Source organism: Massilia sp. Leaf139, assembly GCF_001424165.1.
Taxonomy (GTDB): Bacteria; Pseudomonadota; Gammaproteobacteria; order Burkholderiales; family Burkholderiaceae_D; genus Telluria.
In genome coordinates this window covers 492,168-516,148 of record NZ_LMOJ01000012.1, presented here as the reverse complement: position 1 = coordinate 516,148, position 23,981 = coordinate 492,168, and the positions used below count along the sequence as shown (strand labels likewise).

Genomic DNA, 23,981 nt, shown 5'->3' with positions numbered 1-23,981 from the left:
ACGCGATGACCAATACCGCCAGCCTCGACCAGGCATCCCAGCCTTTGCAGCTGCGTAATTTCTACCTTGCGCGCCAGCCGATGCTCGACCGCAACCAGGCCCTGTTCGGTTACGAACTGCTGTTCCGGCATACGGCCGACAACAGCGCCGAGATCGAATCGGATCTGTCGGCCACGGCCGCCGTCCTGGCTCATGCGGCGCAGCTCGGCCTGCCGCGCGCGGTGGGCGATGCGACCGCCTTCCTGAACGTCGACACCGAAGTCCTGATGAGCGACATCTTCGCCTTCCTGCCGCGCGAGCACACCGTGCTCGAACTGGTGGGCTCGGTCGAAGCGACGGAACAGGTACTGTGGCGCCTGGCCGAGCTCTCCGGCCACGGTTTCAAGTTCGCCGCCGAAGCCAGCGCCCATGGCAGCCGCCTGGGCCGCCTGCTGCCCCTGCTCGACTACGTGAAGGTCAACCTGCGCGCGATGCCGGTGGTGACCATGCTGTCGCTCGTACCGCGCCTGCGCGGCACCGGCAAGCGCCTGATCGCGGAGAAGGTCGAGAGCCAGACCGAATACAAGACTTGCCTCGACCTCGGCTTCGACTACTTCCAGGGCTTTTATTTCGCGCGCCCTTCGGTGATCGCCGGACGCAAGCTCTCGCCCTCGCAGCTGGCCGTGGTCGACCTGATGAACCTGGTCGTGTCGGACGCCGACAATATCGAGATCGAACGCGCGATCAAGCGCGACGTGACCCTGTCGATCAACCTGCTGCGCATCGTGAACACGCCGGCGGCCGGCCTGCGCCAGCGCATCGATTCGCTGAGCCAGGCCCTGATCGTGGTCGGCCGCCGCCAGCTGCAGCGCTGGCTGCAGATCATGGTGTACGCCGAGCCGGGCAATTACGGCCATACCCAGACCCCGCTGCTGATGCTGGCCAGCACCCGCGCGCGCCTGATGGAGCTGCTGGCCGGGCGCCTGCGTCCGGGCCAGCGTCACGTCGCCGACATGGCCTTCACGGTCGGCATCATGTCGCTGATGGACACGCTGTTCTGCGTCCCGATGGCCGACCTGGTCGAGCAGATCCCGGTCAGCGACGAAGTGTCGAATGCGCTGCTGAAACGGAGCGGCTTCTTCGGCGAACTGCTGCGCCTGGCCGAATCCTTCGAACGGATGGAAGAGGGCGACGACATGCTGCCGGCCCTGTCCGAACTGGCCAAGAGCGGCGACGACCTGGTCGAACTGGAGATGGCCGCCTTCGAGTGGAGCGGCCAGGTGGTGCGCAGCGCCCTCTAAAAACCGGACGCCATTCATATAAAGCGTGCGCACGCAAGCTCCAGGGCAAGGCGCATCGTCGAAGACAGTACGTTAGTACGGCGAGACGATACAACGCAGCCATGGGCTTGCTTGCACACGCTTTCAGGTGCCGGCCCACTGCTGGTGCAGATCCGGGTCGGTACGCAGCTCCCACAGGCCGAGCACGATCGTCGCCAGCCCCACCAGCAGCATACTGAAGCTCATCGCCCGGTCATGCATGACGTCGACCAGCCAGGGCGAGACCGCGACCCAGATGCCGAGGATGATGTTCAGGAACACGGCCCAGGCATAGGTCTTGTAGAGGTCGAAAGCGGCCAGGGCGGCCATGATGCCGCCTGCGATATAGGCATTCACGGCGGGCGGCGAATCGCTCGGGTAGCCCATCGCCCAGGGCGACACGATCAGCCAGATGGCGAGCAGCAGGATGCCCTGATCCTGCCAGCGCCGGGTCGAGAGATGCATTGCCATGATCTTCTCCTTACGAGACAAAACCCGCACACGATTAGGCAATACGCCACCCAGGAAGTTCAGGCGCATCCCGTGCGCCCGCGGGACGGTTCAGGAGGCGTTCGCCAGCGTCTCGTCGTCTTCCTGAACCACCGGCGCCCGCACTGCACGCGGCGCGAAGATCCAGGCGACCAGACGGTTGCCGGCATGGTTGAGCAGCAGGGCCGCCGCCACGATCACCGCCAGGCTGAACCCGAAGTCGATCAGCGTATGGCCGGTCGGGTGGACGAACAGGTAGGAGTGGATCAGGTAGATTTCGAGAAGGCAGGCTTCCAGTGCGACCAGCGGGCGCAGCAGGGTCAGCGGCTTGCCGGGAATGGTCAGGCGCAGGGAGAGCGCCAATGCGAACAGGCCCAGCAGGGGCATATTCAGCTTGTTGAAGCCGAAGCCGAGCTTGCAGACGACCAGCAGCAAGGGCGCTGCCAGGAGCAACGCATCGAGAACGCGCGGCCGCAGGCGCAGGTGATTCACGCCGGCGTAGATGCCAAGGACGAAGCCGAGCATGGTCAGCCACAGCGAGAAGCCGAGCCGCACCCATTCATTAAGCAGCAGCAGGACAAGCGTCGTCAGCACCAGGGCCACGGTGGTGCGATGGGATGCACGCAAGGTCTTCGCCAACAGCGGATAGAGGACGTAGAAAAACAGCAGCAGCGTGAAGAACCAGAGCCCGCGTCCAAGCGCGCTCTCGCTCGGGCCGTACAGGTTCAGGATGCCCGACAGGCCGGCGATGTGCACCAGCGTGTGCCAGTGGAAGATATCGCGGCCCTGCGCCATGGCCAGCACGCCAAGCACAGCCAGGATCAGCCAGTAGCGTACACCCAGGCGCTGCAGTTTCTTTTTCCAGAATGCGCGGATATCGACCTGGCTGCCGTAGATGCGGGCCGTGAAAAACGAAGACGAGAAGCCGAACAGGAACAGGGCGATGGTGGCCAGTATCCACAAATCGATTCCCCTGAAAAAGTGACTGGCCACGACGACCAGGATTGCGACGACCTTTGCTACCGAAAAATTGAGGCTGACGGTTTTGTCCATTATGTAAGCTGCTTTCTGCGTCGCAGGCAGCATGCCGGCTACGACTGGGTAATGAATTTGCCATTTTCGCATCACTCATTGAATAACAGAAAGAAAACAATCTCTTCGTCAAGCTAGTGTGTTCCATGCACAACGCATTATTTCGTGCGTATCCCTCGCAGACACAAAAATGCCCGGAGGACATTTATGTGCTCCGGGCAATAAGAGGGTGTGGCAATGTCAGGAAAGATTCGGCGCCAGGTGGCGCTCCACCTCGGCCTTGTCCATGCCGCGGCGCGCAGCCATGTCCGTTACCTGGTCGTCGCCGATCTTGCCGACCACGAAGTACTTCGACTCCGGATGCGCCAGGTAGAAGCCCGAGACAGCCGCGCCCGGATACATCGCATACGACTCGGTCAGCTGCATGCCGATCTCCTCGGCCTGCAGGGTCTCGAACAGTTCCTTCTTGACCGTATGCTCGGGGCAGGCCGGATAGCCCGGCGCCGGGCGAATGCCGACGTACTGTTCGGCGATCAGCTCCGGATTGCTGAGGTCTTCGTTCGTGGCATAGCCCCACAGGTCGGTACGCACGCGCTCGTGCAGGTATTCGGCAAAGGCCTCGGCCAGGCGGTCGGCCAGGGCTTTCAGCATGATCGACGAATAGTCGTCGTGTGCATCTTCGAAGCGCTGCTCGTACTTCTCGATGCCGAGGCCGGCCGTCACCGCGAACATGCCGATGTAGTCCGCCACGCCCGAGTCTTTCGGCGCGATGAAGTCTGCCAGGCACTGGTTCGGGCGCTGCATGCCGTCGACCACGGGCTTCACGCCCTGCTGGCGCAGGCCGTGCCAGGTGAAGGCGACCTTCTCGCGCGATTCGTCTGCATAGATCTCGATGTCGTCGTCGCGCACGCTGTTGGCCGGCAGCAGGGCGATGGCGCCGTTCGCCGTCAGCCAGCGTCCTTCGATGATCTTCTTGAGCATGGCCTGGCCTTCCTCGTAGACCTTCGAGGCCGCTTCGCCGACGACGTCGTCGGTCAGGATGGCAGGGAAGGGACCGGCCAGGTCCCAGGTCTGGAAGAAGGGACCCCAGTCGATATAGCGCGCCAGCGTACTCAGTTCCACGTTCTTGAACACGCGGCGGCCGATGAACTTCGGTTTCACTGGGGCGAACGCCAGTTTCGCCTTGTTGGCGCGCGCGTCCGCCAGGGTCAGCATCGGCAGCGCCTTCTTGTTGGCGTGCTGCTCGCGGATGCGCTCGTAGTCCTGCTTGATCTCGGCCATGTAGGCATGGCGCGATTCTTCCGTCAGCAGCGACTGGCCGACCGAGACCGAGCGCGAGGCGTCCGGCACGTAGACCACCGGGCCGTCGTAGTGCGGCGCGATTTTCACGGCCGTGTGGGCGCGGCTGGTGGTGGCGCCGCCGATCAGGAGCGGAATGCCGCGCTCGCGGAACCAGGGGTCGCGCTGCATCTCACGCGCGACGTGGGCCATCTCTTCCAGCGACGGCGTGATCAGGCCCGAGAGGCCGACGATGTCGGCGTTCTCCGCCTTGGCTTTGGCCAGGATGTCGGAGCAGGGCACCATCACGCCCATGTTCACGATCTCGAAATTATTACACTGCAGGACGACCGAGACGATGTTCTTGCCGATGTCGTGCACGTCGCCCTTCACGGTGGCCATCACGATCTTGCCCTTCGGCTTGGCGACGACGCCGGTGCGCTCCTCCTCGCGCGCCTTTTCCTCTTCGATGAAGGGAATCAGGTGGGCCACGGCCTGCTTCATCACGCGCGCCGATTTCACCACCTGCGGCAGGAACATCTTGCCCTGTCCGAACAGGTCGCCGACGATGTTCATGCCGTCCATCAGCGGCCCTTCGATCACGTGGATCGGACGACCCTCGGCCGCCAGCACGGCCTGGCGCGCCTCCTCGGTGTCCTCGACGATCCATTGGGTGATGCCGTGCACCAGCGCATGCGCCAGGCGCTTCTCGACCGGGCCGTTGCGCCATTCAAGGTTCTGTTCCTGCTTGCCGCCGCCGGCCTTCAGGGAGCCGGCGAATTCGATCATGCGCTCGGTCGCGTCGTCGCGGCGGTTCAGCACCACGTCTTCGACGCGCTCGCGCAATTCTGCCGGCAGGTCGTCATACACGCCGACCATGCCCGCGTTGACGATCCCCATCGTCATGCCGGCCTGGATCGCGTGGTACAGGAACACGGTATGGATCGCTTCGCGCGCCGGGTCGTTGCCGCGGAAGGAAAAGGAGACGTTCGAGACGCCGCCTGAGACCTTCGCATGCGGCAGGTTCTCGCGAATCCAGCGCGTGGCGTTGATGAAATCGACGGCGTAGTTGTTGTGCTCTTCGATGCCGGTGGCGATGGCGAAGATGTTCGGGTCGAAGATGATGTCTTCCGGCGGGAAGCCCACTTGTTCGGTCAGCACCTTGTAGGCGCGCCCGCAGATCTCGGTCTTGCGCTCGAAGGTATCGGCCTGGCCCTGTTCGTCGAAGGCCATCACGATGACGGCGGCGCCGTAGCGGCGGCACAGCTGCGCCTGGCGGATGAACTCCGCTTCGCCTTCCTTCATCGAGATCGAGTTGACGATGGCTTTGCCTTGCACGCATTTCAGGCCGGCCTCGATCACGCTCCACTTCGAAGAGTCGATCATGATCGGCACGCGCGAGATGTCGGGCTCGGAAGCGATCAGGTTCAGGAAGCGCGTCATGGCCGCCTGCGAGTCGAGCATCGCTTCGTCCATGTTGATGTCGATGACTTGGGCGCCGTTCTCGACCTGCTGGCGCGCCACCGACAGCGCCTCGTCGAACTGCTCGTTCAGGATCATGCGCGCAAAGGCTTTCGAGCCCGTCACGTTGGTGCGCTCGCCGACGTTCACGAACAGCGAGGTCTCGTCGACCGTGAACGGCTCCAGGCCGGACAGGCGCAGCGCGGTCGGGATTTCGGGCACGGCGCGCGGCCTGGCGGCCGAGAGCAGCTCGGAAATGGCGGCGATGTGTTCCGGCGTGGTGCCGCAGCAGCCGCCGGCGATGTTGACGAAACCGGCGTCGGCGAATTCGCGCAGCAGGGCGGACGTATCGGCCGGGAGTTCGTCGAAGCCGGTGTCGCTCATCGGGTTGGGCAGGCCGGCGTTCGGGTAGATGCAGACAAAGGTATCGGCGATCTGCGACAGCTCCTCGGCATAAGGGCGCATCAGCGCCGCGCCCAGCGCGCAGTTCAGGCCGATGGTCAGCGGCTTCGCATGGCGCACCGAGTTCCAGAAGGCGGGCACGGTCTGGCCCGACAGGATGCGGCCCGAGGCGTCGGTGACGGTACCCGAGATCATGATCGGTTTGCGCACCTGTTCCGGATGCTCGTCGAAATACAGGTCGATCGCGAACAGGGCCGCCTTGCAGTTCAGGGTGTCGAAGATGGTTTCGACCAGCAGCACGTCGACGCCGCCTTCGACCAGGCCCGCAACCTGTTCATGGTAGCTGGCGACCAGCTGGTCGAAGGTGACGTTGCGCGCGGCCGGGTCGTTCACGTCCGGCGAGATCGAGGCCGTTTTCGGGGTCGGGCCGAGGGCGCCGGCGACGAAGCGCGGCTTGTCGGTACTGGTGTACTTGTCGCAGGCGGCGCGCGCCAGTTTGGCGGCCTGGACGTTCATCTCGTAGGCCAGGTGGGCCATGTGATAGTCGTCCTGGGCCACGCTTGTCGCGCCGAAGGTATTCGTTTCGATCAGGTCGGCGCCGGCGGCAAGATAGCGCTCGTGGATTTCCTGGATGATTTGCGGCTGGGTGAGCGTGAGCAGCTCGTTGTTCCCTTTGACGAAGAGTTCGCGCGCGCCGCTTTCCACCGGGGCGGCGAAGTCGGCGAAGCGGCCGTTCGGGCCGCCGCGGTAGGCGGCTTCATCGAGTTTGTATTGCTGGATGATGGTGCCCATGGCGCCATCCAGGATCATGATGCGGCGCGACAGGATGGCGCGCAACTGGGTTTCGATCGGGGATGGGGAAGAGGTCGGGGCAGTCATCGGTCACTTTCTAGAGGCGTGCAGGCAGGCGGAACACACTGCACGGTTGGGGCGATCTGAAATTATACGGCAATGGCGTCTTTTGCCGCCCAGGCCGCCCATCCTCGGGCAGATTGTATCGTTATGTGTTTATGCATCCGATTGTTACATGGCGTTACAAAACCTGGTCGTTTCGCAATTTTACGGATACATACAGCGACGACAATAAATAAAGGTCATGAAAATCGTGGCACGGTTTAATACGGGATGGATAGCATGAACAAAGAGTACGAACCTGATTGGGATCAGCCTTCGCTGCAGAGCCACGTCGTGGCGGCAGAACCAAAAGCGGCGCCTTCGGGCGCCAAGCAGATCGTGACGATCCGCCTGGACGTCGACATGCTCGATTGGTTCAAGGCAGCCGGCCCGGGATACCAGACCCGCATCAACCAGGTCTTGCGCGAGCATATGGATGCCCAGCGTACGGCGGAGTTGGAAGGTAACTGAGAAATGACAACGCGCCCGATGGGCGCGTTTTTTATTGCGTCACGATGCTGACGTTCCCGCGTGGGCACCGGGCGCCCGGTGTAACCGTGGTCGAGGCCATTGGCCTCGACCACCCCTACAAGAACGTTTGGCCTTCGAGCGGGAAGCTTTTTATAAACTCCGCCGCCGCCAGGCGCTTGCCGCCGGGTTTCTGCAACTGTAACAAGCGCAGCGCGCCTTCGCCGCAGGCGACCACGATGCCGTCCGCATCGGCCGACAATACCTGTCCCGGCTGGCCACTGCCTGGCGCCGGTTCCGCGCTCCAGATCTTGATCGCCGTGCCCTTGACCAGGCCTTGCGCACCGGGGAAGGGATTGAAGGCGCGCACCTTGCGCCACAGATCGAGCGCCGGCAAATTGAAATCGAGCTTCGCTTCGTCCTTGCTGATCTTGGCCGCGTAGGTCACGCCTTCTTCCGGCTGCGGCGTGGCGGGCAATTCTCCCCGTTCCAGGCGCCGCAAGGCTTCGACGATCATGGTCGCGCCGAGCGCGGCCAGCTTGTCGTGCAGGCTGCCGGTGGTGTCGAGATCCTCGATGGCGACGCGTTCGATCAGCATCATCGGGCCGGTATCGAGGCCTTCTTCCATGCCCATGATGGTCACGCCCGTCTCGCTGTCGCCGCTTTCGATCGCGCGATGGATCGGCGCGGCGCCGCGCCAGCGCGGCAGCAGGGAGCCGTGGATGTTGATGCAGGGCGCGATGTCGAGGGTGCTGCGCGGCAGGATCAGGCCGTAGGCGGCCACCACCATCACGTCGTAGTCGAGTGCGAGCAGGCGCTCGTGCGCGGCCTGCGCCTCGACCGCGCGCTGGGGATCCTTGCTGTCCATGCGCAGCGACAGCGGCTGGAGCACCTCGATGCCGTGCTCCAGCGCCACCTGCTTCACGCTGGACGCCTGCAGCTGCATGCCGCGCCCGGCCGGGCGGTCGGGCTGGGTCAGTACCAGGGGAATGGTGAAGCCGGCATCGATCAGGGCGCGCAGGGCGCAGGCGGCGAACTCCGGCGTACCGGCAAAGACGACTTTCATCGGCCCGCCTTAGTAGCGGCGGCCGGCAGCCTTGAGCGCCGCTTCGCGCTCCATGCCGCGCTCTTCCTTCTGCAGCTTGGCCTTGATGCGGTTGCGCTTCAGGGGCGACAGGTATTCCACGAAGACCTTGCCCATCAGGTGATCCATTTCGTGCTGAATGCACACGGCCAGCAAGCCTTCGCACTCGAGCTCGAAGGTCTCGCCCTTGGCGTCCTGGGCGCGCACTTTCACGCGTGCAGGGCGCTCGACGCCGTCGTAGATGCCGGGCACCGACAGGCAGCCTTCGTCGTAGACCTGCTTCTCTTCGCTGGCCCAGACGATTTCCGGATTGACGAAGACGAGCAGCTCGTCGTGGGTCTCGGTGACGTCGATCACGACCACGCGCTCGTGCACGTCGACCTGGGTCGCGGCCAGGCCGACGCCGGGCGCGTCGTACATGGTCTCGGCCATGTCGGCCACCAGCTTGGCCAGGCGCTCGTCGAATGCGGTGACGGGCACGGCGACCTTGTGCAGGCGTGGGTCGGGATAGCGCAGGATCTTCAGGAGGGCCATATCAGCGTGTTTAGTAATAGTTAGATAAAAGTGAGACGGTCAGGGTCGGCGCAACGGGGGCGCAGGGGCAGGAATGCAACACATTGCCCGCCCGGCAGGACGCGGTTTGTCTTGCTAGTTCAAGGATTTGTGTGCAGAATTTGATTCAGTTGGGCAACTCTTCCCGATCCGCCAGTCGCGTTTCGGAGTGCAAGCCTGCTGTCTCTTGCGCCGCGGCTGGCCAGGTGATGGGCGCAACCCGCAATTCCGTTGTCAATGCCGCATTTTACGGACGTCTTCAATGAAAAATTTTAGCACAGTCGTGACCCGCGCTGCAGCCGCGGCGCTCGTCGCGTGTGTTGTGGCTGGCCCTGTCCAGGCCGCCGAATGCAGCTTCAAGCCGAATGCCCCTGATCAGCATCGCGTCGTCAAGGGCGATACCCTGTGGGATATTTCCGGCACTTTTCTCGAGCATCCTTGGTGCTGGCCGCAAGTCTGGGGCATGAACCGCGACGAGATCCGCAATCCGCATTGGATCTATCCGGGCCAGATCGTCTACTTCGACCGCGCCCGCGGCCGCCTGTCGCTGAACAAGCCAGGCAGCGGCGACAGCCGTGGCGAACCGCCCGTGCTGCGCCTGTCGCCGCAAGTGCGCAGCGAAGGCCTGGAGAGCACCGCCATCGAGGCGATTCCCGCTGGCCTGATCGAACCCTATCTGACCCAGCCGCTCCTGATCGAAAAGGAGGCGATGGATGCGCCGCGCATCGCCGCCTCCGCCGAAAACCGCCTCTACCTTGGCACCGGCGACCGCGTGTATGTGCGCGGCGAGCTGAAGGGCGCGACCGAGTTCCAGGTGTTCCGCCCGACCGGCCCCCTGAAGGATCCGCAAACCGGCGCCGTGCTGGCGCACGAAGCCGCGTATGTCGGTACCGTGAAGCTGGTCAAGGCGGCCGTGCCCGGCGTCGACGTGCACACCATGAGCGTGTCGAGTTCGGTGAGCGAGATGGGTGTCGGCGATCGTTTGATCCCGACCCCGCCGCCGAGCATACGCAACTATGTGCCGCATGCGCCGGCGACGCAGATCGATGCACGCATCATGTCGATCTATGCCGGCGTGACCCACGCCGGCCAGAGCCAGGTCGTCACTGTCAACCGTGGTTCGATTGACGGACTCGATGTCGGCTCGGTTTTGCAGCTCTATCATTTCGGGAAGACGGTACCCGACCCCGAAGGCAACAAAGGTTGGTTCGGCATGGGGCGCCCGACGATGAAGCTTCCCGATGAACAATATGGCAGCCTGTTCATCTTCCGAGTGTTCGGGCGCGTTTCCTACGGCCTGATCATGCAAGTGACGGCGCCGGTGGAAGTCGGCGACGTGGCGAAATCACCGGAGTAAATCCACCGTGCAGGACACGGAACCCACCCCCGCCAGCCGCAGCGCCGCCCTCATCGACGACCTAAGCGACGACCTCACCGACTGGCTGCGCCTCGATGGCGCACGTGGGGTGGGGCCGCGCACGGCGCACGCGCTGCTTGCCGCTTTCGGCTCGCCGCGCGCCATCTTCGAGGCCGGCCACGACGCGCTGGCCTTTCACGTCGGCCCCGCACTGGCCCGCTCGCTGTGCGCGCCGCCTTCGCGCCAGACGCGCGAACTGATCGACACCACGATCGACTGGCTGCACACGCCCTCGCACCACGTGCTGGCGCTGGGCGAGGCCAATTACCCGCAGGCGCTCGCCAACATTCCCGATCCGCCGCTGCTGCTCTATATAAAAGGGCGCATCGACCTGCTCGCGCGGCCGGCGCTGGCCATCGTCGGCAGCCGCAATGCCACCGCGCAGGGCAAGGCCAATGCCGGCGCCTTCGCTGCGGCCTTGTCGAACGCCGGTGTGTGCGTGGTCTCGGGCCTGGCGCTCGGCATCGACGCCGCCGCGCATGAAGGCGCCCTGCGCGGCGCGGGCTCGACGATCGCCGTGGTCGGCACCGGCGCCGATCTGTCTTATCCGCCGCGCAACCGATCTCTGGCCGAACGCATCGCACACGAGGGCTGCATCGTCAGCGAATTTGCGCTCGGCACGCCGCCCACCAGCGGCAATTTCCCGCGCCGTAATCGGATCATCAGCGGCCTGTCGTCGGGCGTGCTGGTGGTGGAAGCGGCCGCGCAATCGGGCTCCTTGATCACCGCGCGCGTGGCCGCCGAACAGGGCAGGGAAGTGTTCGCCTTGCCGGGCTCGATCCACGCGCCGCTGGCCAAGGGCTGTCATCAACTGATACGCGACGGCGCGCGCCTGGTCGAAACCGTGCACGAAGTACTGGAGGCGCTGCAGGTGTCGCCGCTGGCCTGCGCGCCCGTTTCGAACGGCGCCGCTACGCAGGCCCTGCCGACCGAAACCGGCTGCACCGAGCTGCTCGATCAACTCGGACACGAAGCCCTCGACGTCGACGATTTACTGGAACGTACTGGTTCCGATATCGGGCAATTAAGCATGGGCTTACTGGCACTCGAAATGGCCGGCATGATCGAGCGTTTACCGGGCGGAAAAGTGCAGCGAATACATAATTAATGCGGCACGAATAGGATATTAAAAAGGCGCATCATATCGATAATTACTTACAAGCCTATATGAACCGATAAGGCCGAAAAACGACGATTTTTGTTCGCCGGATGCACACACACGCAGCAAGCTTGTACCTGTACGAGCTTAGCTGCTACAGTAGCGTCACTATGTTCGACATCCTGGTCTACCTCTACGAGACGTACTATCGTCCTGAAGCCTGCCCCGAGCCGGCTGCCCTCGCACGCAAGCTCTCCGCCGTCGGTTTCGACGACTTCGAGATCTGCGAAGCGATCGATTGGCTCACCGGTCTTAACGAAATGGCGGCTGAAGAACAAGCCGACGTGATCGCTTCCACCGGCACGCGTTACTACGTGGACGAGGAATATAACGAGCTCGGCAGCGCCGCGATCGGTTTCATCCAGTTCCTCGAAAGCGCCAAGCTGCTCACGCCCTTGCAGCGCGAGATCGTCATCGAGCGCGCGCTTGCCGTCGATGAATCGCCTGTCACCCTGAGCAAGCTGAAGATCATCGTCCTGATGATGATGTGGAGCCAGAACAAGGAACCGGACGCGCTGATTTTCGACGACCTGTTCGGCTCCGACGACGAGCAGATTCCGCGTCAGTTGCACTAAACAATTTACTGTTCGCGCTTTGGCGCGAGCGATAAATAAACTGCCGCAATTGCGGCAGTTTTTGTTTCCGGCTCCAGATGGCGCTTTACCAGGAACCGAGACACTCAGTTTCACTTCCGCATTTAAAAATCAGCGCTGCGGATCGCGGTCGGTACCCGCCGATCCCGAGCCATAGTCCGAGGCCGGCTGTTCCGGATGGCCGCCGCCGCCCGCACCGGGGCCGGCCGATTGCTGCGAGCGCGGCGCCAGCGCCGAGTCTTTCGAACCCGCATGCTGCTTCTGTTCGAGTCCCCCCGCGCCCGACTGCTGCGACGCGCCCAGGCGGTCGGCCTCGGCCTGCGCCTGCATGCGCTGGGCTTGCTGGCGGGCGCTGCGTCCGCCCGTCTGCGAGCCGGGCCCGCCGCGCGACCCGGCATCGGTCGACTGCATCGAGCCCGCATTCGTGCCCAGGCCGATATCCGACTGGCCCTTGCCGGGGCCCGCGCCGGGCGCCTTGCCCTGCTGGCTTCCTGGCGCCACCGGCACCATCTTCTCGCGCCGCACGCTGCGGCCGTGCTCGTTCACCATGCCTTTGTGTTTATCGCTCATGGTCATCCCCCTGAAACGGCGCGTGGGCGCCAACGAGCCGATCATGCGCGCGGCAGGGCGTCCCTTGTATCGGAATGGCGATGACGGGGATGTAGGAGTGCGCCCACCGTCTATGGAAATTTCTCGGCGACAGGGCCGAAAACGCCGTCGTTGCGGACGCGCCACGAACGGGCAATCGAAGCGCTTTCGGCGGCGCGCTGCACAGGCACGGTGCAGAGGCTACTTGCGAACAGCGCGATAACGCGCTTATCATTGGCCGCTCATTCAGGACTGTTACTACTAAGACATTAGTATCACGGCCCCGGCGCCAAGCATGTATGATGCGCAGGCCAAATACACCATATATATAAGCAAGACGAGAAATTTATGACCAAAACCCTCATCATCGCCGAGAAGCCGTCTGTCGCGAACGACATCGCGAAGACGCTGGGCGGCTTCACGAAGCACGATGAGTATTTCGAATCCGACGAATACGTTCTGTCGTCCGCCGTCGGCCACCTGCTGGAAATCGCGGTGCCCGAGGAATACGACGTCAAGCGCGGCAAGTGGAGCTTTACCCACCTGCCGATGATCCCGCCGTACTTCGCGCTGAACCCCATTGCCAAGACCGAGTCGCGTTTGAAGGTGCTGAACAAGCTCATCAAGCGCAAGGACGTCACCACCCTCATCAACGCATGTGACGCGGGCCGCGAAGGAGAACTGATCTTCCGCCTGATCGCGCAGAACGCCAAGGCCAAGCAGCCGGTCAAGCGCCTGTGGCTGCAGTCGATGACGGCCAATGCGATCAAGGAAGGTTTCCGCAACCTGCGCAGCGACGACGAAATGCTGCCGCTGGCCGACGCCGCGCGCTGCCGTTCGGAAGCGGACTGGCTGATCGGCATCAACGGCACCCGCGCGATGACCGCATTCAACTCGAAAGAGGGCGGCTTCTATCTGACCACGGTCGGCCGTGTGCAGACGCCGACCCTGTCGATCGTGGTCGAGCGCGAAGAAAAGATCAAGAAGTTCGTGCCGCGCGACTACTGGGAAGTGCGTGCCGAGTTCGTCTGCGCCGCCGGCGTCTACGAAGGCCGCTGGCTCGACCAGAATTTTAAGAAGGACGAGAACGATCCGGAAAAGCGCGCCGAGCGCCTGTGGAGCAAGGCCGCCGCCGATTCCATCGCCGCCGCCTGCCGCGGCAAGCAGGGCAACGTTACGGAAGAATCGAAGCCGACCACCTCGATGGCGCCGGCCCTGTTCGACCTGACCTCGCTGCAGCGCGAGGCCAACGGCCGCTTCGGCTTCTCGGCCAAGAACACCCTGGGCCTGGCCCAGGCGCTGTACGAGAAGCACAAGGTGCTGACTTACCCGCGTACCGATTCGCGCCACCTGCCGGAAGACTATATCGCCACCGTCAAGTCGACGATGGACGCGCTGGCCGACACCAATAACTACAACCAGTTCGCCAAGCAGGTCACCAAGAACGGCTGGGTCAAGCCGAACAAGCGCATCTTCGACAATACCAAGATCTCGGATCACTTCGCCATCATCCCGACCGGCGTCATCCCCAAGAATTTGAGCGAGCCGGAGCAGAAGCTTTATGACTTGGTGACGCGCCGTTTCCTGGCCGTCTTCTTCCCGCCGGCCGAGTTCCTGGTCACGACCCGCTTCACCGAAGTGTCCGGCCACCAGTTCAAGACCGAAGGTAAAGTCATGACCAACCCGGGCTGGCTTGCCGTCTACGGCAAGGACACCACCGGCGACGACAAGGATGGCGCCACGCTGGTGCCGGTCGCCAAGGGCGAAAAGGTCTTGACCGACAAGATCACCGCGAATGGCCTGGTCACGAAACCGCCTGCGCGCTACTCCGAGGCGACGCTGCTGTCGGCCATGGAAGGCGCCGGTAAACTGGTCGATTCGGACGAGCTGCGCGATGCGATGGCAGGTAAAGGCCTTGGTACGCCGGCCACGCGCGCGGCCATCATCGAAGGCTTGTTGACGGAAAAATACCTGATCCGCGAAGGACGCGAACTGATCCCGACCGCCAAGGCATCGCAGCTGATGACCTTGCTGCGCGGCCTGGGCGTGAACGAACTCACGGCGCCGGAACTGACCGGCGAATGGGAATACAAGCTGTCGCAGATGGAGAAGGGCAAGATTTCGCGCGAAGAGTTCATGCGCGAGATTGCGCAGATGACCCAAATCATCGTCAAGCGCGCCAAGGAATACAACAACGATACGATCCCGGGCGAGTACGCGACCTTGAAAGCGCCGTGCCCGAACTGCGCCGGCGTGGTCAAGGAAAACTACCGCCGCTTCGCCTGCACCAAGTGCGACTTCTCGATGAGCAAGACGCCGGGCAGCCGCCAGTTCGAGATCGAGGAAGTCGAGGAGCTGCTGGAAAAGCGCACCATCGGCCCGCTGCAGGGTTTCCGCTCGAAGATGGGGCGTCCGTTCGCGGCCATCCTGCGCATCGTGCGCGACGAGGAGATCAACAACTTCAAGCTCGAATTCGACTTCGGCCAGGATCAGGAAGGCGGAGAAGACGGCGAGGGTGTCGACTTCAGCGCCCAGACCCCGCTCGGCCCTTGCCCGAAATGTTTCGGCGGCGTCTACGAGATGCCGCTGGCCTATGTGTGCGAGAAGAGCGTCGCCAAGCCGAAGACCTGCGACTTCCGCAGCGGCCGCATCATCCTGCAGCAGGAAATCCTGCCCGAGCAGATGGCGAAGCTGCTCAACGACGGCAAGACCGACCTGCTGCCGGGCTTCGTGTCGCAGCGTACGCGCCGTTCCTTCAAGGCTTTCCTGACCCGTGCCAAAGACGGCAAGATCAGCTTCGAGTTCGAGGAGCGCAAGGCCAAGCCGGCTGCCAAGGGCAAGGCGGCAGCAGCCGATGCGGTGGAAGAGGGCGACGGCGCGGCCGTGGCGGTCAAGCCGGCAGCGAAGAAGGCTGCAGCAAAACCTGCGGCGAAGAAGGCGGCGGCCAAGCCGGCGGCCAAGCGCGCGGCGGCGAAGAAGTAAGCCCGCCAAGGCGGCAAACAAAAAAACCGCGGCCCTGGCGCCGCGGTTTTTTATTGTTCTTAACGAAGTATTCTGTTTATACCATTACCCGATCCGGGTAAATACAGCGTAGCGCATGCAGGGCGTTCGCCGCCCTGCGGCTCACTCCTGCCAGTCCTGCAGCGCGCGGATCGCGGCTTCGCCGTTGCGGATCGCCTTTACGCGGCGCACGACTTCGTCGCGCCAGGCCTCGTCGGCATCCTTGTCGGCAGGGCCGTCGATGTCCTCGAGCAGGACGCGCAGCACCTCATGCTTTTCCTCGGAATTGAGGAGCTGAATTTTTTCGCAGACTTCTGCAAGCATGGTCGACATCGATAAACCTCATTGAAATAGTGACTCGATCATATCGTGAGTTTTAACCGTTGTCGATAACAACCATGTTATCGGAGGGCTTCTTGTCGATCAGCTTGTAATCCGGGTCGATGCCGGCGCGTGCCGGGCGTCCCGCCACGACGAAGGTGACGGTCTGCGGCCCGCCGGTCACACGCCGCCGTTCGCGCACCAGGGGATTGCCGGCGCGGTCGTCGACGCCGAACTCGATGTAGTCGGCCAGCGGCAGCTCCTGTTCGCTCGGAGCGCCGGCGCGCACCTTGGCGGCATGGGCGCGCAGGGTTACCTCGTACTTGCCGTCCGGGCGCAGGCGCGCGCTGGCGCTGTCGGCGCGGTTTTCGTACAGGACGATGTCCTCGAACAGGTCGCGCACCAGATAGGCCTTGTCGGCCGGCGCCACCGCGCGCAGCGCCGCCGCCAGCGCCGCCATGTCGGGCGTCCGGGCGCCGTCGCGCATAGCCAGTTCTCGCAGCACGCCGTTCACCCGCTCTTCTCCCAGCAGATCCTGCAGCAGGTAGAGCGCGAGCCCCCCTTTACGCTGGCGCAGCCAGGCTTCGTCCACGTTGTCGACCAGCGGGCGTTCGCGGCCAGTCGCCAGCGCGCGGCCCATCAGGTAGGCGCGCAGATCCTCGCGCCGGTAGCGCCGCGTCGCCGGCGCGCCGCTGGCCGAGCGCACCGCCATCAGCGCCGTGTACTCGGCCAGCGTATCGGCCAGCAGCAGGCCGCCTGGCTGGCGCGTCCACCACTGGTGCGCGGTGCTCCACGCGCCCATGTAGAAGGGATAGTCGATGGTGCCCGGCTTGCCGTCGTACCGCGCGATGAAGGCGCTGTCTTCGGGCAGGGCCAGCATGCCGGGGAAGGCGCGCGCCGCGCTGCCACGCGGCGTCTCGACCAGGCGCAGGTCGTGCTGGCCGTAGGGCCCGAACTGGCGCGTGCCGTAGTCGAGGACGGCGCCGGCGCCGCGCAGCAGGCGCCCGGCGTTGTCAGCATGGGCCGGCTCGAAGTAGGCGTCGATGGCGACGTCTTGCCAGCGCTCGTTGCGCACCGCGTAGCGCGCCGAGGCGATCGCGTAGGCATTCGGCACCAGGCCCTCGGAGCGGTAATGGAAATGGCGCCGCTCGGCGCCGATCCACTCGCGTTCGAGCATGCCCGGCGCCACGGCCACCTGGTCGGTGGCGGTGCTGACGATGGCGCTGAAGGCGATCCGCTCGCCCGAGGGCACCGCCGCGCGGTGCGCGCGCGGCGCCAGGCCGTGGCGGCGGCGGTCGCGCGCATCGTCCAGTTCGACCTCGGCCTGGTAGCCGATGCGCGGCAGCGCCTCGTTCGTCAGGTAGCTGCCGTTGGCGGCGACCGGCGTGTCGCTGCCGATGCCGAGCGGGCCGCCCGGCGCGCTGCTCAATTCGAACGCGAGGTCGATGCGCGCGCCCGGCGCCAGCGGCGCGGCCAGCCTATAGTGGAAGAAGCCGCGTTTGCGGTCGGCCGTCATCAAGCGGGCCGGCCGCGACAGGCGCGTGGCCAGATCGGCGCCCGGCTGCTGGTACAGCACCAGATCCGACAGCGGCGTGCCGCTGCGGTTTTCCAGCTGGTAGAGGCCTTGCACGGCCAGCACGCGGCTGCGCGGATGGAGGTCGACGCGCAGATCGACCGCGGCCAGCTGCGGCTGCGGCAGGCGGGCGAAGGCGCGGTAGCGCGTCTCGTAGGCAGCGCGGCGCAGCTCTTCGGCATGGGGGCTGCGGTAGTTGCCCGCCACTTCCAGTTCGTACCAGAGCAGGGCGCCGCTGCCGGCGAACACCAGCAGGCCGGCGCCGAAGGCGCTCAGGGCCGGCAGGGTCAGGTTCTGGCGCGCCAGCGTCAGGCGGCTGCGCCATTCCGCGTTCACGCCGCGCGGCCACAGCACCACGCTGGCCGCCAGCAGCATCAGCAGCAGGCCGCCCCAGTACAGGGCCAGCATGCGCGCGCGCAGCAGGTGGTGGCCGTAGCCGTTCATGGTCGAATAGTCGAGCAGGGGCAGGCCGACGAAGGGCAGCAGCACGTGATCCAGGCCGCGGCCCTGCAGGGCGACGGCGGCCACGCCCAACGCCACGAAGACCGCGTAGCCGAGGTATTTGCGGTTGCACAGCGCCTGCACCGCGATCGCCAGCACGGCCAGCAGCACATACTGCGGCAGCAGGATCGTGAACAGGGTCTGCAGGTACAGGCCCGGTTCGAGCGCGAAGTAGCCGCGCACCAGCTGGCACAGCATCGTGCACAGCATGGCCAGGAACAGCAACAGGGCCTGCATGGCGACCAGCGCCAGGGTCTTGGCCAGCGGCGCCAGCCAGCCCGGCACCGGCAGCGCGTCGAACAGCTGGCTGGTGCGCGCATCGCGTTCGCGCCATACCAGCTGGGCCGAATAGAAGGCCGTGACCAGCGGGATGTACAGGGAGTAGCCGTCGCGGATCAGTTCCAGCATCTGCCAGGTGACCGGCCAGGTGCCGGCGCCGTGCAGGCGGCCGATGTCGAAGCTGCCGACTACCAGCAGCGCCATCCCGACCAGCGCGATCAGCACGAAGGGCAGCGTCGCCACCGACTGGCGCAGGTGCAGCGCGGTTTCGCGCGCCAGCAGCAGGCCCAGGCTGCGGCGTGCGAAGTCGGGCCGTTCGCGGGTATTCGCGGCCGTTTGCGACAGGGTGGATGCCGTCTCGCCGCTCGCGCGCGGATCGACGCCGCGCGTTTCCAGCAGGCCGACCAGGTGGAAGCGCCAGTAGCCCAGCAGCAGTACCGCCAGGCCGAAGCCGCACCAGACCAGGCGGTTGACCAGGTAGACGCCCTCGAGCAGCACCGGGCGCGCGTTGCGCTCGCCGATCGGCCAGTATTCGGTCAGGCGCAGCAGCGCCGTGGTGCCGAAGGGGTCGATCAGCGCGGCCAGGGTTTTGTAGTCGAAGTCGTGCGCCAGCGAGGGCGCGATCGTATAGCCCACCATCAGCACGATGCTGGCCACGTACACCGGCAGCATGCGCCGCGACAGCGCCGCCAGCACGAAGAAGATGGCACCGAAGATGAACAGGTTCGGCAGCAGCGTGAACAGCCAGGGATTCAGGTAGCTCGGGAAGCCGTTCGCGCCGAGACGATCCGGATCGATCCCCGGCAGCAGGCTGCCGCACCAGGCGCCCAGCGGAATGGCGGCGAACACGAAGGCGAGCAGCAGCCAGGCGCCGAGGAAGCGGCCGAACACGTAGGCGTATTTCGGGATCGGGGCGCTGAAGAAGAAGTGATGCATGCCGTGCTCGAAGTCCTGCTGCACGGCGCGCCCCATGAAGGCGGCCGTCACGACCACGGCGGCGCAGCCGAGGAAGGCGACGGACAAGGCCACCTGGCGCGGGCCGTTGATCAGCACGCGCGAGCCGAAGGCGACCACGGTGTCCTTGAACACGCCGCCGGCGGCGGCCGTCCACAGCATCGTCAAGGCAACGAAGGCGAAGAAGCAGACCCAGGTCGAGACCTGGCGCAAACGCCCGCGCAGCTCGAAACGGGCAATGGTGAAGAGCGCGGACATCGTCAGCCGTTCCCGGCCTGGTAGTCGTGGCAGCCGGCGATGGTGGCGAAGTACACGTCTTCGAGGCTGGCATGGGCCTCTTCGAAACCCATGCCCGGATCGCCGTCGGCATACACGTGAATGAGGGTGCGGCCGGCGCGCAGGCGCGTCGAGATCACCGTGTGCTGCTTCTGGAACAGCGGCAGATCCGCCTTGTCGATGAAGCGCGCCCAGATGCGCTCCTCGATGTCGTCGATCAGGCGCGCCGGCTCGCCGCACAGCAGCACATGGCCCTTGTGGATGATGGCCATGTTGGCGCACAAATCGGCCACGTCGGAGACGATATGGGTCGACAGCAGCACCGTCTTGTCGGTGCCGATGTCCGACAGCAGGTTATGGAAGCGCACCCGCTCCTGCGGGTCGAGGCCGGCGGTGGGTTCGTCGACGATGATCAGTTGCGGGTCGCCGATCAGGGCTTGCGCCACGCCGAAGCGCTGGCGCATGCCGCCCGAGAAGGTGCCCAGCTTCTGGTGGCGTACCTCGAACAGGTTGGTCTGTTGCAGGAGTCCATCCACGACCTCGCGCCGGCGGTTGCGGTTGCCGATGCCTTTCAGCTGCGCGAAATGGTCGAGCATCTCGTAGGCCGAGACTTTCGGATAGACGCCGAAGTCCTGCGGCAGGTAGCCGAGCATGCGCCGCACCTCGTCCTTTTCGTCGAGCACGTCGATGTCGTCGGCAAAGACCGAGCCGGCATCGCATTCCTGGAGCGTGGCGAGGATGCGCATCAGGGTCGACTTGCCGGCGCCGTTCGGCCCCAGCAGGCCGAACATCCCGGGCGGGATGTTCAGCGTGACCTTGTCCAGCGCCACCACGCCATTGGCGTAGGTCTTGGACAAATTGCGGATGCGTAATTCCATGAGGACTCCAGGTAATCTTTTTTGCTTGGCGCATATTTCATTTCCACCAAGCTTTTTTCACGACTGCATTGTATGCCCTAATGGCTGACTCGGGCAGCCCGCTGCGACGCACGGCGCGCAGGGCCGCCCAGAGTGCGCAAAAGGGGGAATGGAGCGCCGCGCCAGAGGCGTTCTTAGCCGCGCGGCAAGCGGCAGGCACGGCGCATATAATGTGGTTTTCCCGCGACTAAGAGATCCCTATGCGAGCCAACCCCTTCATCAGTCCACTCGACGACCTGATCGTCGGTTTCGACAAGGCGCTGCGCGTGGTCGGCGGCGTGGCCTCGGCAACCCGCGCGAATCCGGCCGCACACGCGGTCGACTGCGAACTCGACGAACGCGAACAGCGCCGCAGCGCGGGTCTGATGCGCGTGAACCACGTCGGCGAAGTCTGCGCCCAGGCGCTCTACGATTCGCAGGCGCGCCACGCCCAGAGCCCTGAAATGCGCGCCCAGTTCGCGCAGGCCGGCCGCGAAGAGGAAGACCACCTGGCCTGGACGGCCCAGCGCCTCGGCGAACTCGGTTCGCAGCCGAGCGTGCTCAATCCGCTCTGGTATGCGGGCGCCTATGTGATGGGCACCGTGGCCGCGAAGCTGGGCGACGCGCGCAGCCTGGGCTTCGTGGTGGAGACCGAGCGCCAGGTCGAAGCGCACCTGAACAGCCACCTCGACCAGCTGCCCGCCGGCGACGCCAAGTCGCGCGCCATCGTCGAGCAGATGCGACTCGACGAAGTCGCCCACGGCGACGCCGCCCAGGCCCTGGGCGCGGCCGAGATGCCGGTGCCGGTCAAGCTGGCGATGCGGGCGATGGCGAAGGTAATGACGACGACCGCGTATTATTTGTAATTGAAGTATGCGCGGCGGTGGGTCTGGTGCGATGGCGACGTCGCCGCGTTCGTCGGCCAACATGATTCGACCATCCGCGCGGGCATGCCCGCCCTACGGTGCGCGACTGTCTGTGGATGTAGGGCGGGCATGCCCGCGTGTTCATCCGATTCAATCGGCTTCGACGATCTCGACCGAATGCGTCATCTCCACCGTTGTGGCCAGCATGATCGAGGCCGAGCAGTACTTCTCGTGCGACAGCTTCACCGCGCGTTCCACCGCCGCCGGCTTCAGGCCGCGGCCGGTGACGACGAAGTGAAAATTAATCTTGGTGAACACCTTCGGATCGGTCTCGGCCCGTTCGGCCTGCAGCGTGACGTCGCAGCCCAGCACGTTCTCGCGCCCGCGCTTCAAAATCAGCACCACGTCGTAGGCCGTGCAGCCGCCGGTGCCGACCAGCAGCATCTCCATCGGCCGCGGCGCCAGGTTGTGGCCGCCGCCCTCGGGCGCGCCGTCCATCGCGACCATGTGGCCCGACCCGGTCTGGGCGCGAAAACTCATGCCCGAGGGGCCGTTCCAGCTGACTTTGACTTCCATGCGTGTTCTCCGCGAGTGGTAATGAATGGGTGGCGGCTATTGTAAAACAGCCCTGACCGGCTCGCCGGAGAGGGCTGTTTTTCGAGGGCGCTGCGAGCAAGGCTTACACGGCCAGCACGTAGCGTTCGCTCTTCATGCGCCAGCTGGCGAAGGCGACGATGGCCAGCGCCGGCAGCGTCGCGCTGAAGAAGGTGAGCACGTAGGGCAGCACGCCGACTTCCACGCCCTTGCCCAGTTCGCGCAGCAGGGTCTGGTTCGACAGCATCGGCACCGCGTACATCCACATCGAGGTCTTCAAGTCCATCATCGAGACCACGACCCCGGGCAGCATCGGCAGCATCAGCACGATGCTGAGCAGGCTTTGCGCTTCCTTGAAGGACTTGGCGTTCATGGCCAGGGCGATCTGCAGGGCCGCGGCCAGCATCGACAGCGGCACGGCGACGACGCACACCATCGCCACGTCGAACCAGTTCAGGCTCCAGGACATGCCCAGTTCCTCGAGCGGCAGCCAGCCCAGCACCATGTGCGCGAAGATCAGTTCGAGGGTCAGGCCGACCACGGCCAGGAAGGTCGCCATCAGCCACTTGCCGGTGACGATTTCCCAGGCGCGCGCCGGCTGCGCCATCAGCACTTCGAGCGAACGCCGTTCGCGCTCGCCGGCCGTGCTGTCGACCGCGGCCGACATACCGCAGAAGAAAGCGGGGAAGAACAGGAAGCTGAGCATGCCGCCGATCAGGCCCGCGGAGCGCGAGGCATTCGTGCCGGTGTCGTAACGCTGCACCTGGATCGGCGCCAGCGTCGCCGGCGACACCCCGTGCGCCAGCAGGCGCGCGCTGGCGACATTGCTGCCGTAGGCTTCGAGCACCTCCTCGACTTCGCGCCGCTGACCGCCCTTTTCGGCCGCCGAGTCGTACCACAGCTCGATGCGGGCCGGGCGCATGGCCGTGTAGTTATCGGTGAACTTGTCCGACAGGCGCAGCACACCGACCACCTTGCCCTTCTGGAGCAGGGCTTCGATGGCCGGCTCGTCCAGCGGGGCGGTGTCGTGCACCGTGATGTTCTTCTGCTTGAGCTGCGCCATCAGCGTGGGCGCCTTGGCCGCGCCGATCACGGCCAGTTCGATGCCTTCGCGTTCGGAGCGGGTGGCGCGGTCGATGATCTGCTGCATCATGATGCCGAACATGACCGGGTACATCAGGGTCACCAGCACCAGGAGGCCGACGTTGCGTTTCTCGCGCAGGGTCTCGCGCAGTTCCTTGATGAAGATGGTGAGGAATGGGGGCTTCACGCGGCGATCCCTTCTTCGCCGACCAGGCTGACGAATGCGTCTTCGAGGTTCTCGATGCCGGTGCGGCGGCACAGATCCTTGGGCGAGCCTTGCGCCACCGTGTGGCCCTTGGCGATGACGATCACGTCGTCGCACAGGTGGGTCACTTCCTGCATCACGTGGGTGGCCATGATGACGCAGCAGCCGTCCTCGCGCAGCGCCACCAGGGCGCGGCGCAGCGCGCGCGTGCTCATCACGTCCAGGCCGCGGCTCGGTTCGTCGAGCAGCAGGTTGCGCGGGCGGTGCAGGAGCGTGCGCGCCAGCGCGACCTTGATGCGCTGGCCTTGCGAGAAGCCCTTGGTGCGGCGCTCGAGGATGTCGTCCATCGACAGCAGTTCCGACACTTCGTCGATCCGCTGCTTGAGGGCCGCGCCGCCCATGCCGTTGAGCTCCCCGAAATAGCTCAGGTATTCGCGGGTGGAGAGGCGCTCGTAGAGGCCGAACTGGTCGGTCAGGAAGCCGATGTTGCGGCGTACCGACAGCGGATCCTTTTCCGGGTCGACGCCGTCGATGGCGATCGTGCCGGTGTCGCGCTTGAGCAGGCCGACCAGGGTGCGCAGGAGCGTGGTCTTGCCGGCGCCGTTGGGGCCGAGCAGGGCCGTGATCTGGCCGTCGCGCGCGCTGAAACCGACGCCGCCGAGGGCTTGCACGTCGCCGAACTTCTTACGTACATCATGAACTTCGATCATGGGAGGAC

General features: G+C 64.9%; 19 protein-coding genes. 7 read left to right on the top strand and 12 right to left on the bottom strand.

Annotated elements, in window-relative coordinates:
* Window positions 1–5 precede the first annotated feature (5 nt).
* Window positions 6–1,280, top strand: coding sequence for an EAL and HDOD domain-containing protein (locus ASF77_RS10905; RefSeq protein ID WP_056338904.1), 1,275 nt, complete (start codon window positions 6–8; stop codon window positions 1,278–1,280).
* 123 nt (window positions 1,281–1,403) lie between these two features.
* Here ASF77_RS10905 and ASF77_RS10900 read toward each other — a convergent pair whose 3' ends face one another.
* The 3 genes from ASF77_RS10900 to metH all read right to left on the bottom strand — a co-directional run bounded on the left by ASF77_RS10900 (window position 1,404) and on the right by metH (window position 6,839).
* Complete coding sequence (locus ASF77_RS10900; RefSeq protein WP_056338902.1) at window positions 1,404–1,769, bottom strand: SPW repeat protein; 366 nt, start codon at window positions 1,767–1,769, stop codon at window positions 1,404–1,406.
* Between the two features lie 90 nt (window positions 1,770–1,859).
* The gene (locus tag ASF77_RS10895) at window positions 1,860–2,840 is read right to left on the bottom strand and encodes an acyltransferase family protein (RefSeq protein WP_056338900.1); all 981 of its coding nucleotides are present in this window, start codon (window positions 2,838–2,840) and stop codon (window positions 1,860–1,862) included.
* 219 nt (window positions 2,841–3,059) lie between these two features.
* The gene (gene metH / locus ASF77_RS10890; RefSeq protein ID WP_056338898.1) at window positions 3,060–6,839 is read right to left on the bottom strand and encodes a methionine synthase; all 3,780 of its coding nucleotides are present in this window, start codon (window positions 6,837–6,839) and stop codon (window positions 3,060–3,062) included.
* Between the two features lie 246 nt (window positions 6,840–7,085).
* Between metH and ASF77_RS10885 the strand changes: the two genes are divergently transcribed.
* Window positions 7,086–7,325: a BrnA antitoxin family protein gene (locus ASF77_RS10885; protein ID WP_373961837.1), complete on the top strand. Its 240-nt coding sequence runs from the start codon at window positions 7,086–7,088 to the stop codon at window positions 7,323–7,325.
* Between the two features lie 115 nt (window positions 7,326–7,440).
* On the opposite strand, the gene fmt is transcribed toward ASF77_RS10885, so the two are convergent.
* Together fmt and def are read right to left on the bottom strand one after the other, a co-directional pair.
* Window positions 7,441–8,388 carry a methionyl-tRNA formyltransferase gene (gene fmt, locus ASF77_RS10880; protein WP_056338894.1) on the bottom strand — a complete coding sequence of 316 codons (948 nt, stop codon included), beginning with the start codon at window positions 8,386–8,388 and terminating at the stop codon, window positions 7,441–7,443.
* A gap of 9 nt (window positions 8,389–8,397) precedes the next feature.
* Window positions 8,398–8,940: a peptide deformylase gene (gene def, locus ASF77_RS10875; protein WP_056338893.1), complete on the bottom strand. Its 543-nt coding sequence runs from the start codon at window positions 8,938–8,940 to the stop codon at window positions 8,398–8,400.
* 280 nt (window positions 8,941–9,220) lie between these two features.
* Here def and ASF77_RS10870 point away from each other — a divergent pair, with 280 nt between their 5' ends.
* The 3 genes from ASF77_RS10870 (at window position 9,221) to ASF77_RS10860 (ending at window position 12,109) form a co-directional block, all read left to right on the top strand.
* Entirely contained in the window at window positions 9,221–10,315 is a 1,095-nt protein-coding gene (locus ASF77_RS10870) for a LysM peptidoglycan-binding domain-containing protein (protein ID WP_056338891.1), read from the top strand.
* Window positions 10,316–10,322: 7 nt separating this feature from the next.
* Entirely contained in the window at window positions 10,323–11,483 is a 1,161-nt protein-coding gene (gene dprA / locus ASF77_RS10865) for a DNA-processing protein DprA (RefSeq protein ID WP_056338889.1), read from the top strand.
* Window positions 11,484–11,644: 161 nt separating this feature from the next.
* Window positions 11,645–12,109 (top strand): DUF494 family protein, encoded by a 465-nt coding sequence (locus tag ASF77_RS10860; RefSeq protein WP_056338887.1) that lies wholly within the window; start codon window positions 11,645–11,647, stop codon window positions 12,107–12,109.
* Between the two features lie 129 nt (window positions 12,110–12,238).
* Here the strand turns inward: ASF77_RS10860 and ASF77_RS10855 are convergent, their stop codons facing one another.
* Window positions 12,239–12,697: a hypothetical protein gene (locus ASF77_RS10855; protein WP_156648839.1), complete on the bottom strand. Its 459-nt coding sequence runs from the start codon at window positions 12,695–12,697 to the stop codon at window positions 12,239–12,241.
* Window positions 12,698–13,063: 366 nt separating this feature from the next.
* Here ASF77_RS10855 and ASF77_RS10850 point away from each other — a divergent pair, with 366 nt between their 5' ends.
* Window positions 13,064–15,697, top strand: a complete 2,634-nt coding sequence (locus ASF77_RS10850) for a DNA topoisomerase III (RefSeq protein WP_056338882.1) — start codon at window positions 13,064–13,066, stop codon at window positions 15,695–15,697.
* Window positions 15,698–15,838: 141 nt separating this feature from the next.
* Here ASF77_RS10850 and ASF77_RS10845 read toward each other — a convergent pair whose 3' ends face one another.
* From ASF77_RS10845 to ASF77_RS10835, 3 genes are read right to left on the bottom strand one after another with little or no spacing between them, the layout of a single operon-like run.
* Window positions 15,839–16,039, bottom strand: coding sequence for an addiction module protein (locus ASF77_RS10845; protein ID WP_229445379.1), 201 nt, complete (start codon window positions 16,037–16,039; stop codon window positions 15,839–15,841).
* Window positions 16,040–16,091: 52 nt separating this feature from the next.
* Window positions 16,092–19,601: an ABC transporter permease gene (locus tag ASF77_RS10840; protein WP_056338878.1), complete on the bottom strand. Its 3,510-nt coding sequence runs from the start codon at window positions 19,599–19,601 to the stop codon at window positions 16,092–16,094.
* A 2-nt stretch (window positions 19,602–19,603) separates the two neighbouring features.
* Complete coding sequence (locus tag ASF77_RS10835; protein WP_056338876.1) at window positions 19,604–20,497, bottom strand: ABC transporter ATP-binding protein; 894 nt, start codon at window positions 20,495–20,497, stop codon at window positions 19,604–19,606.
* Between the two features lie 239 nt (window positions 20,498–20,736).
* On the opposite strand from ASF77_RS10835, the gene coq7 reads away from it, so the two are divergent.
* A complete protein-coding gene (coq7, locus tag ASF77_RS10830) occupies window positions 20,737–21,381 on the top strand; it encodes a 2-polyprenyl-3-methyl-6-methoxy-1,4-benzoquinone monooxygenase (RefSeq protein WP_056338874.1) in 645 nt (214 codons plus the stop codon).
* 150 nt (window positions 21,382–21,531) lie between these two features.
* Here the strand turns inward: coq7 and ASF77_RS10825 are convergent, their stop codons facing one another.
* The 3 genes from ASF77_RS10825 to ASF77_RS10815 form a co-directional block, all read right to left on the bottom strand.
* Window positions 21,532–21,957 (bottom strand): OsmC family protein, encoded by a 426-nt coding sequence (locus ASF77_RS10825; protein ID WP_056338872.1) that lies wholly within the window; start codon window positions 21,955–21,957, stop codon window positions 21,532–21,534.
* A 103-nt stretch (window positions 21,958–22,060) separates the two neighbouring features.
* Complete coding sequence (locus ASF77_RS10820; protein WP_056338870.1) at window positions 22,061–23,245, bottom strand: ABC transporter permease; 1,185 nt, start codon at window positions 23,243–23,245, stop codon at window positions 22,061–22,063.
* Window positions 23,242–23,973, bottom strand: a complete 732-nt coding sequence (locus ASF77_RS10815) for an ATP-binding cassette domain-containing protein (protein ID WP_056338867.1) — start codon at window positions 23,971–23,973, stop codon at window positions 23,242–23,244. The genes ASF77_RS10820 and ASF77_RS10815 overlap by 4 nt, the downstream gene beginning before the upstream one ends.
* Between the last annotated feature and the right edge of the window lie 8 nt (window positions 23,974–23,981).

What these genes read in the sequence shown, in the direction of transcription:
- ASF77_RS10840 (WP_056338878.1), bottom strand. Translation starts at nt 19,601, where the DNA reads ATGTCCGCGCTCTTCACCATTGCCCGTTTCGAGCTGCGCGGGCGTTTG.
- coq7 (WP_056338874.1), top strand. Translation starts at nt 20,737, where the DNA reads ATGCGAGCCAACCCCTTCATCAGTCCACTCGACGACCTGATCGTCGGT.
- ASF77_RS10835 (WP_056338876.1), bottom strand. Translation starts at nt 20,497, where the DNA reads ATGGAATTACGCATCCGCAATTTGTCCAAGACCTACGCCAATGGCGTG.
- ASF77_RS10855 (WP_156648839.1), bottom strand. Translation starts at nt 12,697, where the DNA reads ATGAGCGATAAACACAAAGGCATGGTGAACGAGCACGGCCGCAGCGTG.
- ASF77_RS10815 (WP_056338867.1), bottom strand. Translation starts at nt 23,973, where the DNA reads ATGATCGAAGTTCATGATGTACGTAAGAAGTTCGGCGACGTGCAAGCC.
- ASF77_RS10870 (WP_056338891.1), top strand. Translation starts at nt 9,221, where the DNA reads ATGAAAAATTTTAGCACAGTCGTGACCCGCGCTGCAGCCGCGGCGCTC.
- ASF77_RS10905 (WP_056338904.1), top strand. Translation starts at nt 6, where the DNA reads ATGACCAATACCGCCAGCCTCGACCAGGCATCCCAGCCTTTGCAGCTG.
- ASF77_RS10825 (WP_056338872.1), bottom strand. Translation starts at nt 21,957, where the DNA reads ATGGAAGTCAAAGTCAGCTGGAACGGCCCCTCGGGCATGAGTTTTCGC.
- fmt (WP_056338894.1), bottom strand. Translation starts at nt 8,388, where the DNA reads ATGAAAGTCGTCTTTGCCGGTACGCCGGAGTTCGCCGCCTGCGCCCTG.
- ASF77_RS10885 (WP_373961837.1), top strand. Translation starts at nt 7,086, where the DNA reads ATGGATAGCATGAACAAAGAGTACGAACCTGATTGGGATCAGCCTTCG.
- ASF77_RS10895 (WP_056338900.1), bottom strand. Translation starts at nt 2,840, where the DNA reads ATGGACAAAACCGTCAGCCTCAATTTTTCGGTAGCAAAGGTCGTCGCA.
- ASF77_RS10900 (WP_056338902.1), bottom strand. Translation starts at nt 1,769, where the DNA reads ATGGCAATGCATCTCTCGACCCGGCGCTGGCAGGATCAGGGCATCCTG.
- def (WP_056338893.1), bottom strand. Translation starts at nt 8,940, where the DNA reads ATGGCCCTCCTGAAGATCCTGCGCTATCCCGACCCACGCCTGCACAAG.
- ASF77_RS10845 (WP_229445379.1), bottom strand. Translation starts at nt 16,039, where the DNA reads ATGCTTGCAGAAGTCTGCGAAAAAATTCAGCTCCTCAATTCCGAGGAA.
- ASF77_RS10860 (WP_056338887.1), top strand. Translation starts at nt 11,645, where the DNA reads ATGTTCGACATCCTGGTCTACCTCTACGAGACGTACTATCGTCCTGAA.
- ASF77_RS10850 (WP_056338882.1), top strand. Translation starts at nt 13,064, where the DNA reads ATGACCAAAACCCTCATCATCGCCGAGAAGCCGTCTGTCGCGAACGAC.
- metH (WP_056338898.1), bottom strand. Translation starts at nt 6,839, where the DNA reads ATGACTGCCCCGACCTCTTCCCCATCCCCGATCGAAACCCAGTTGCGC.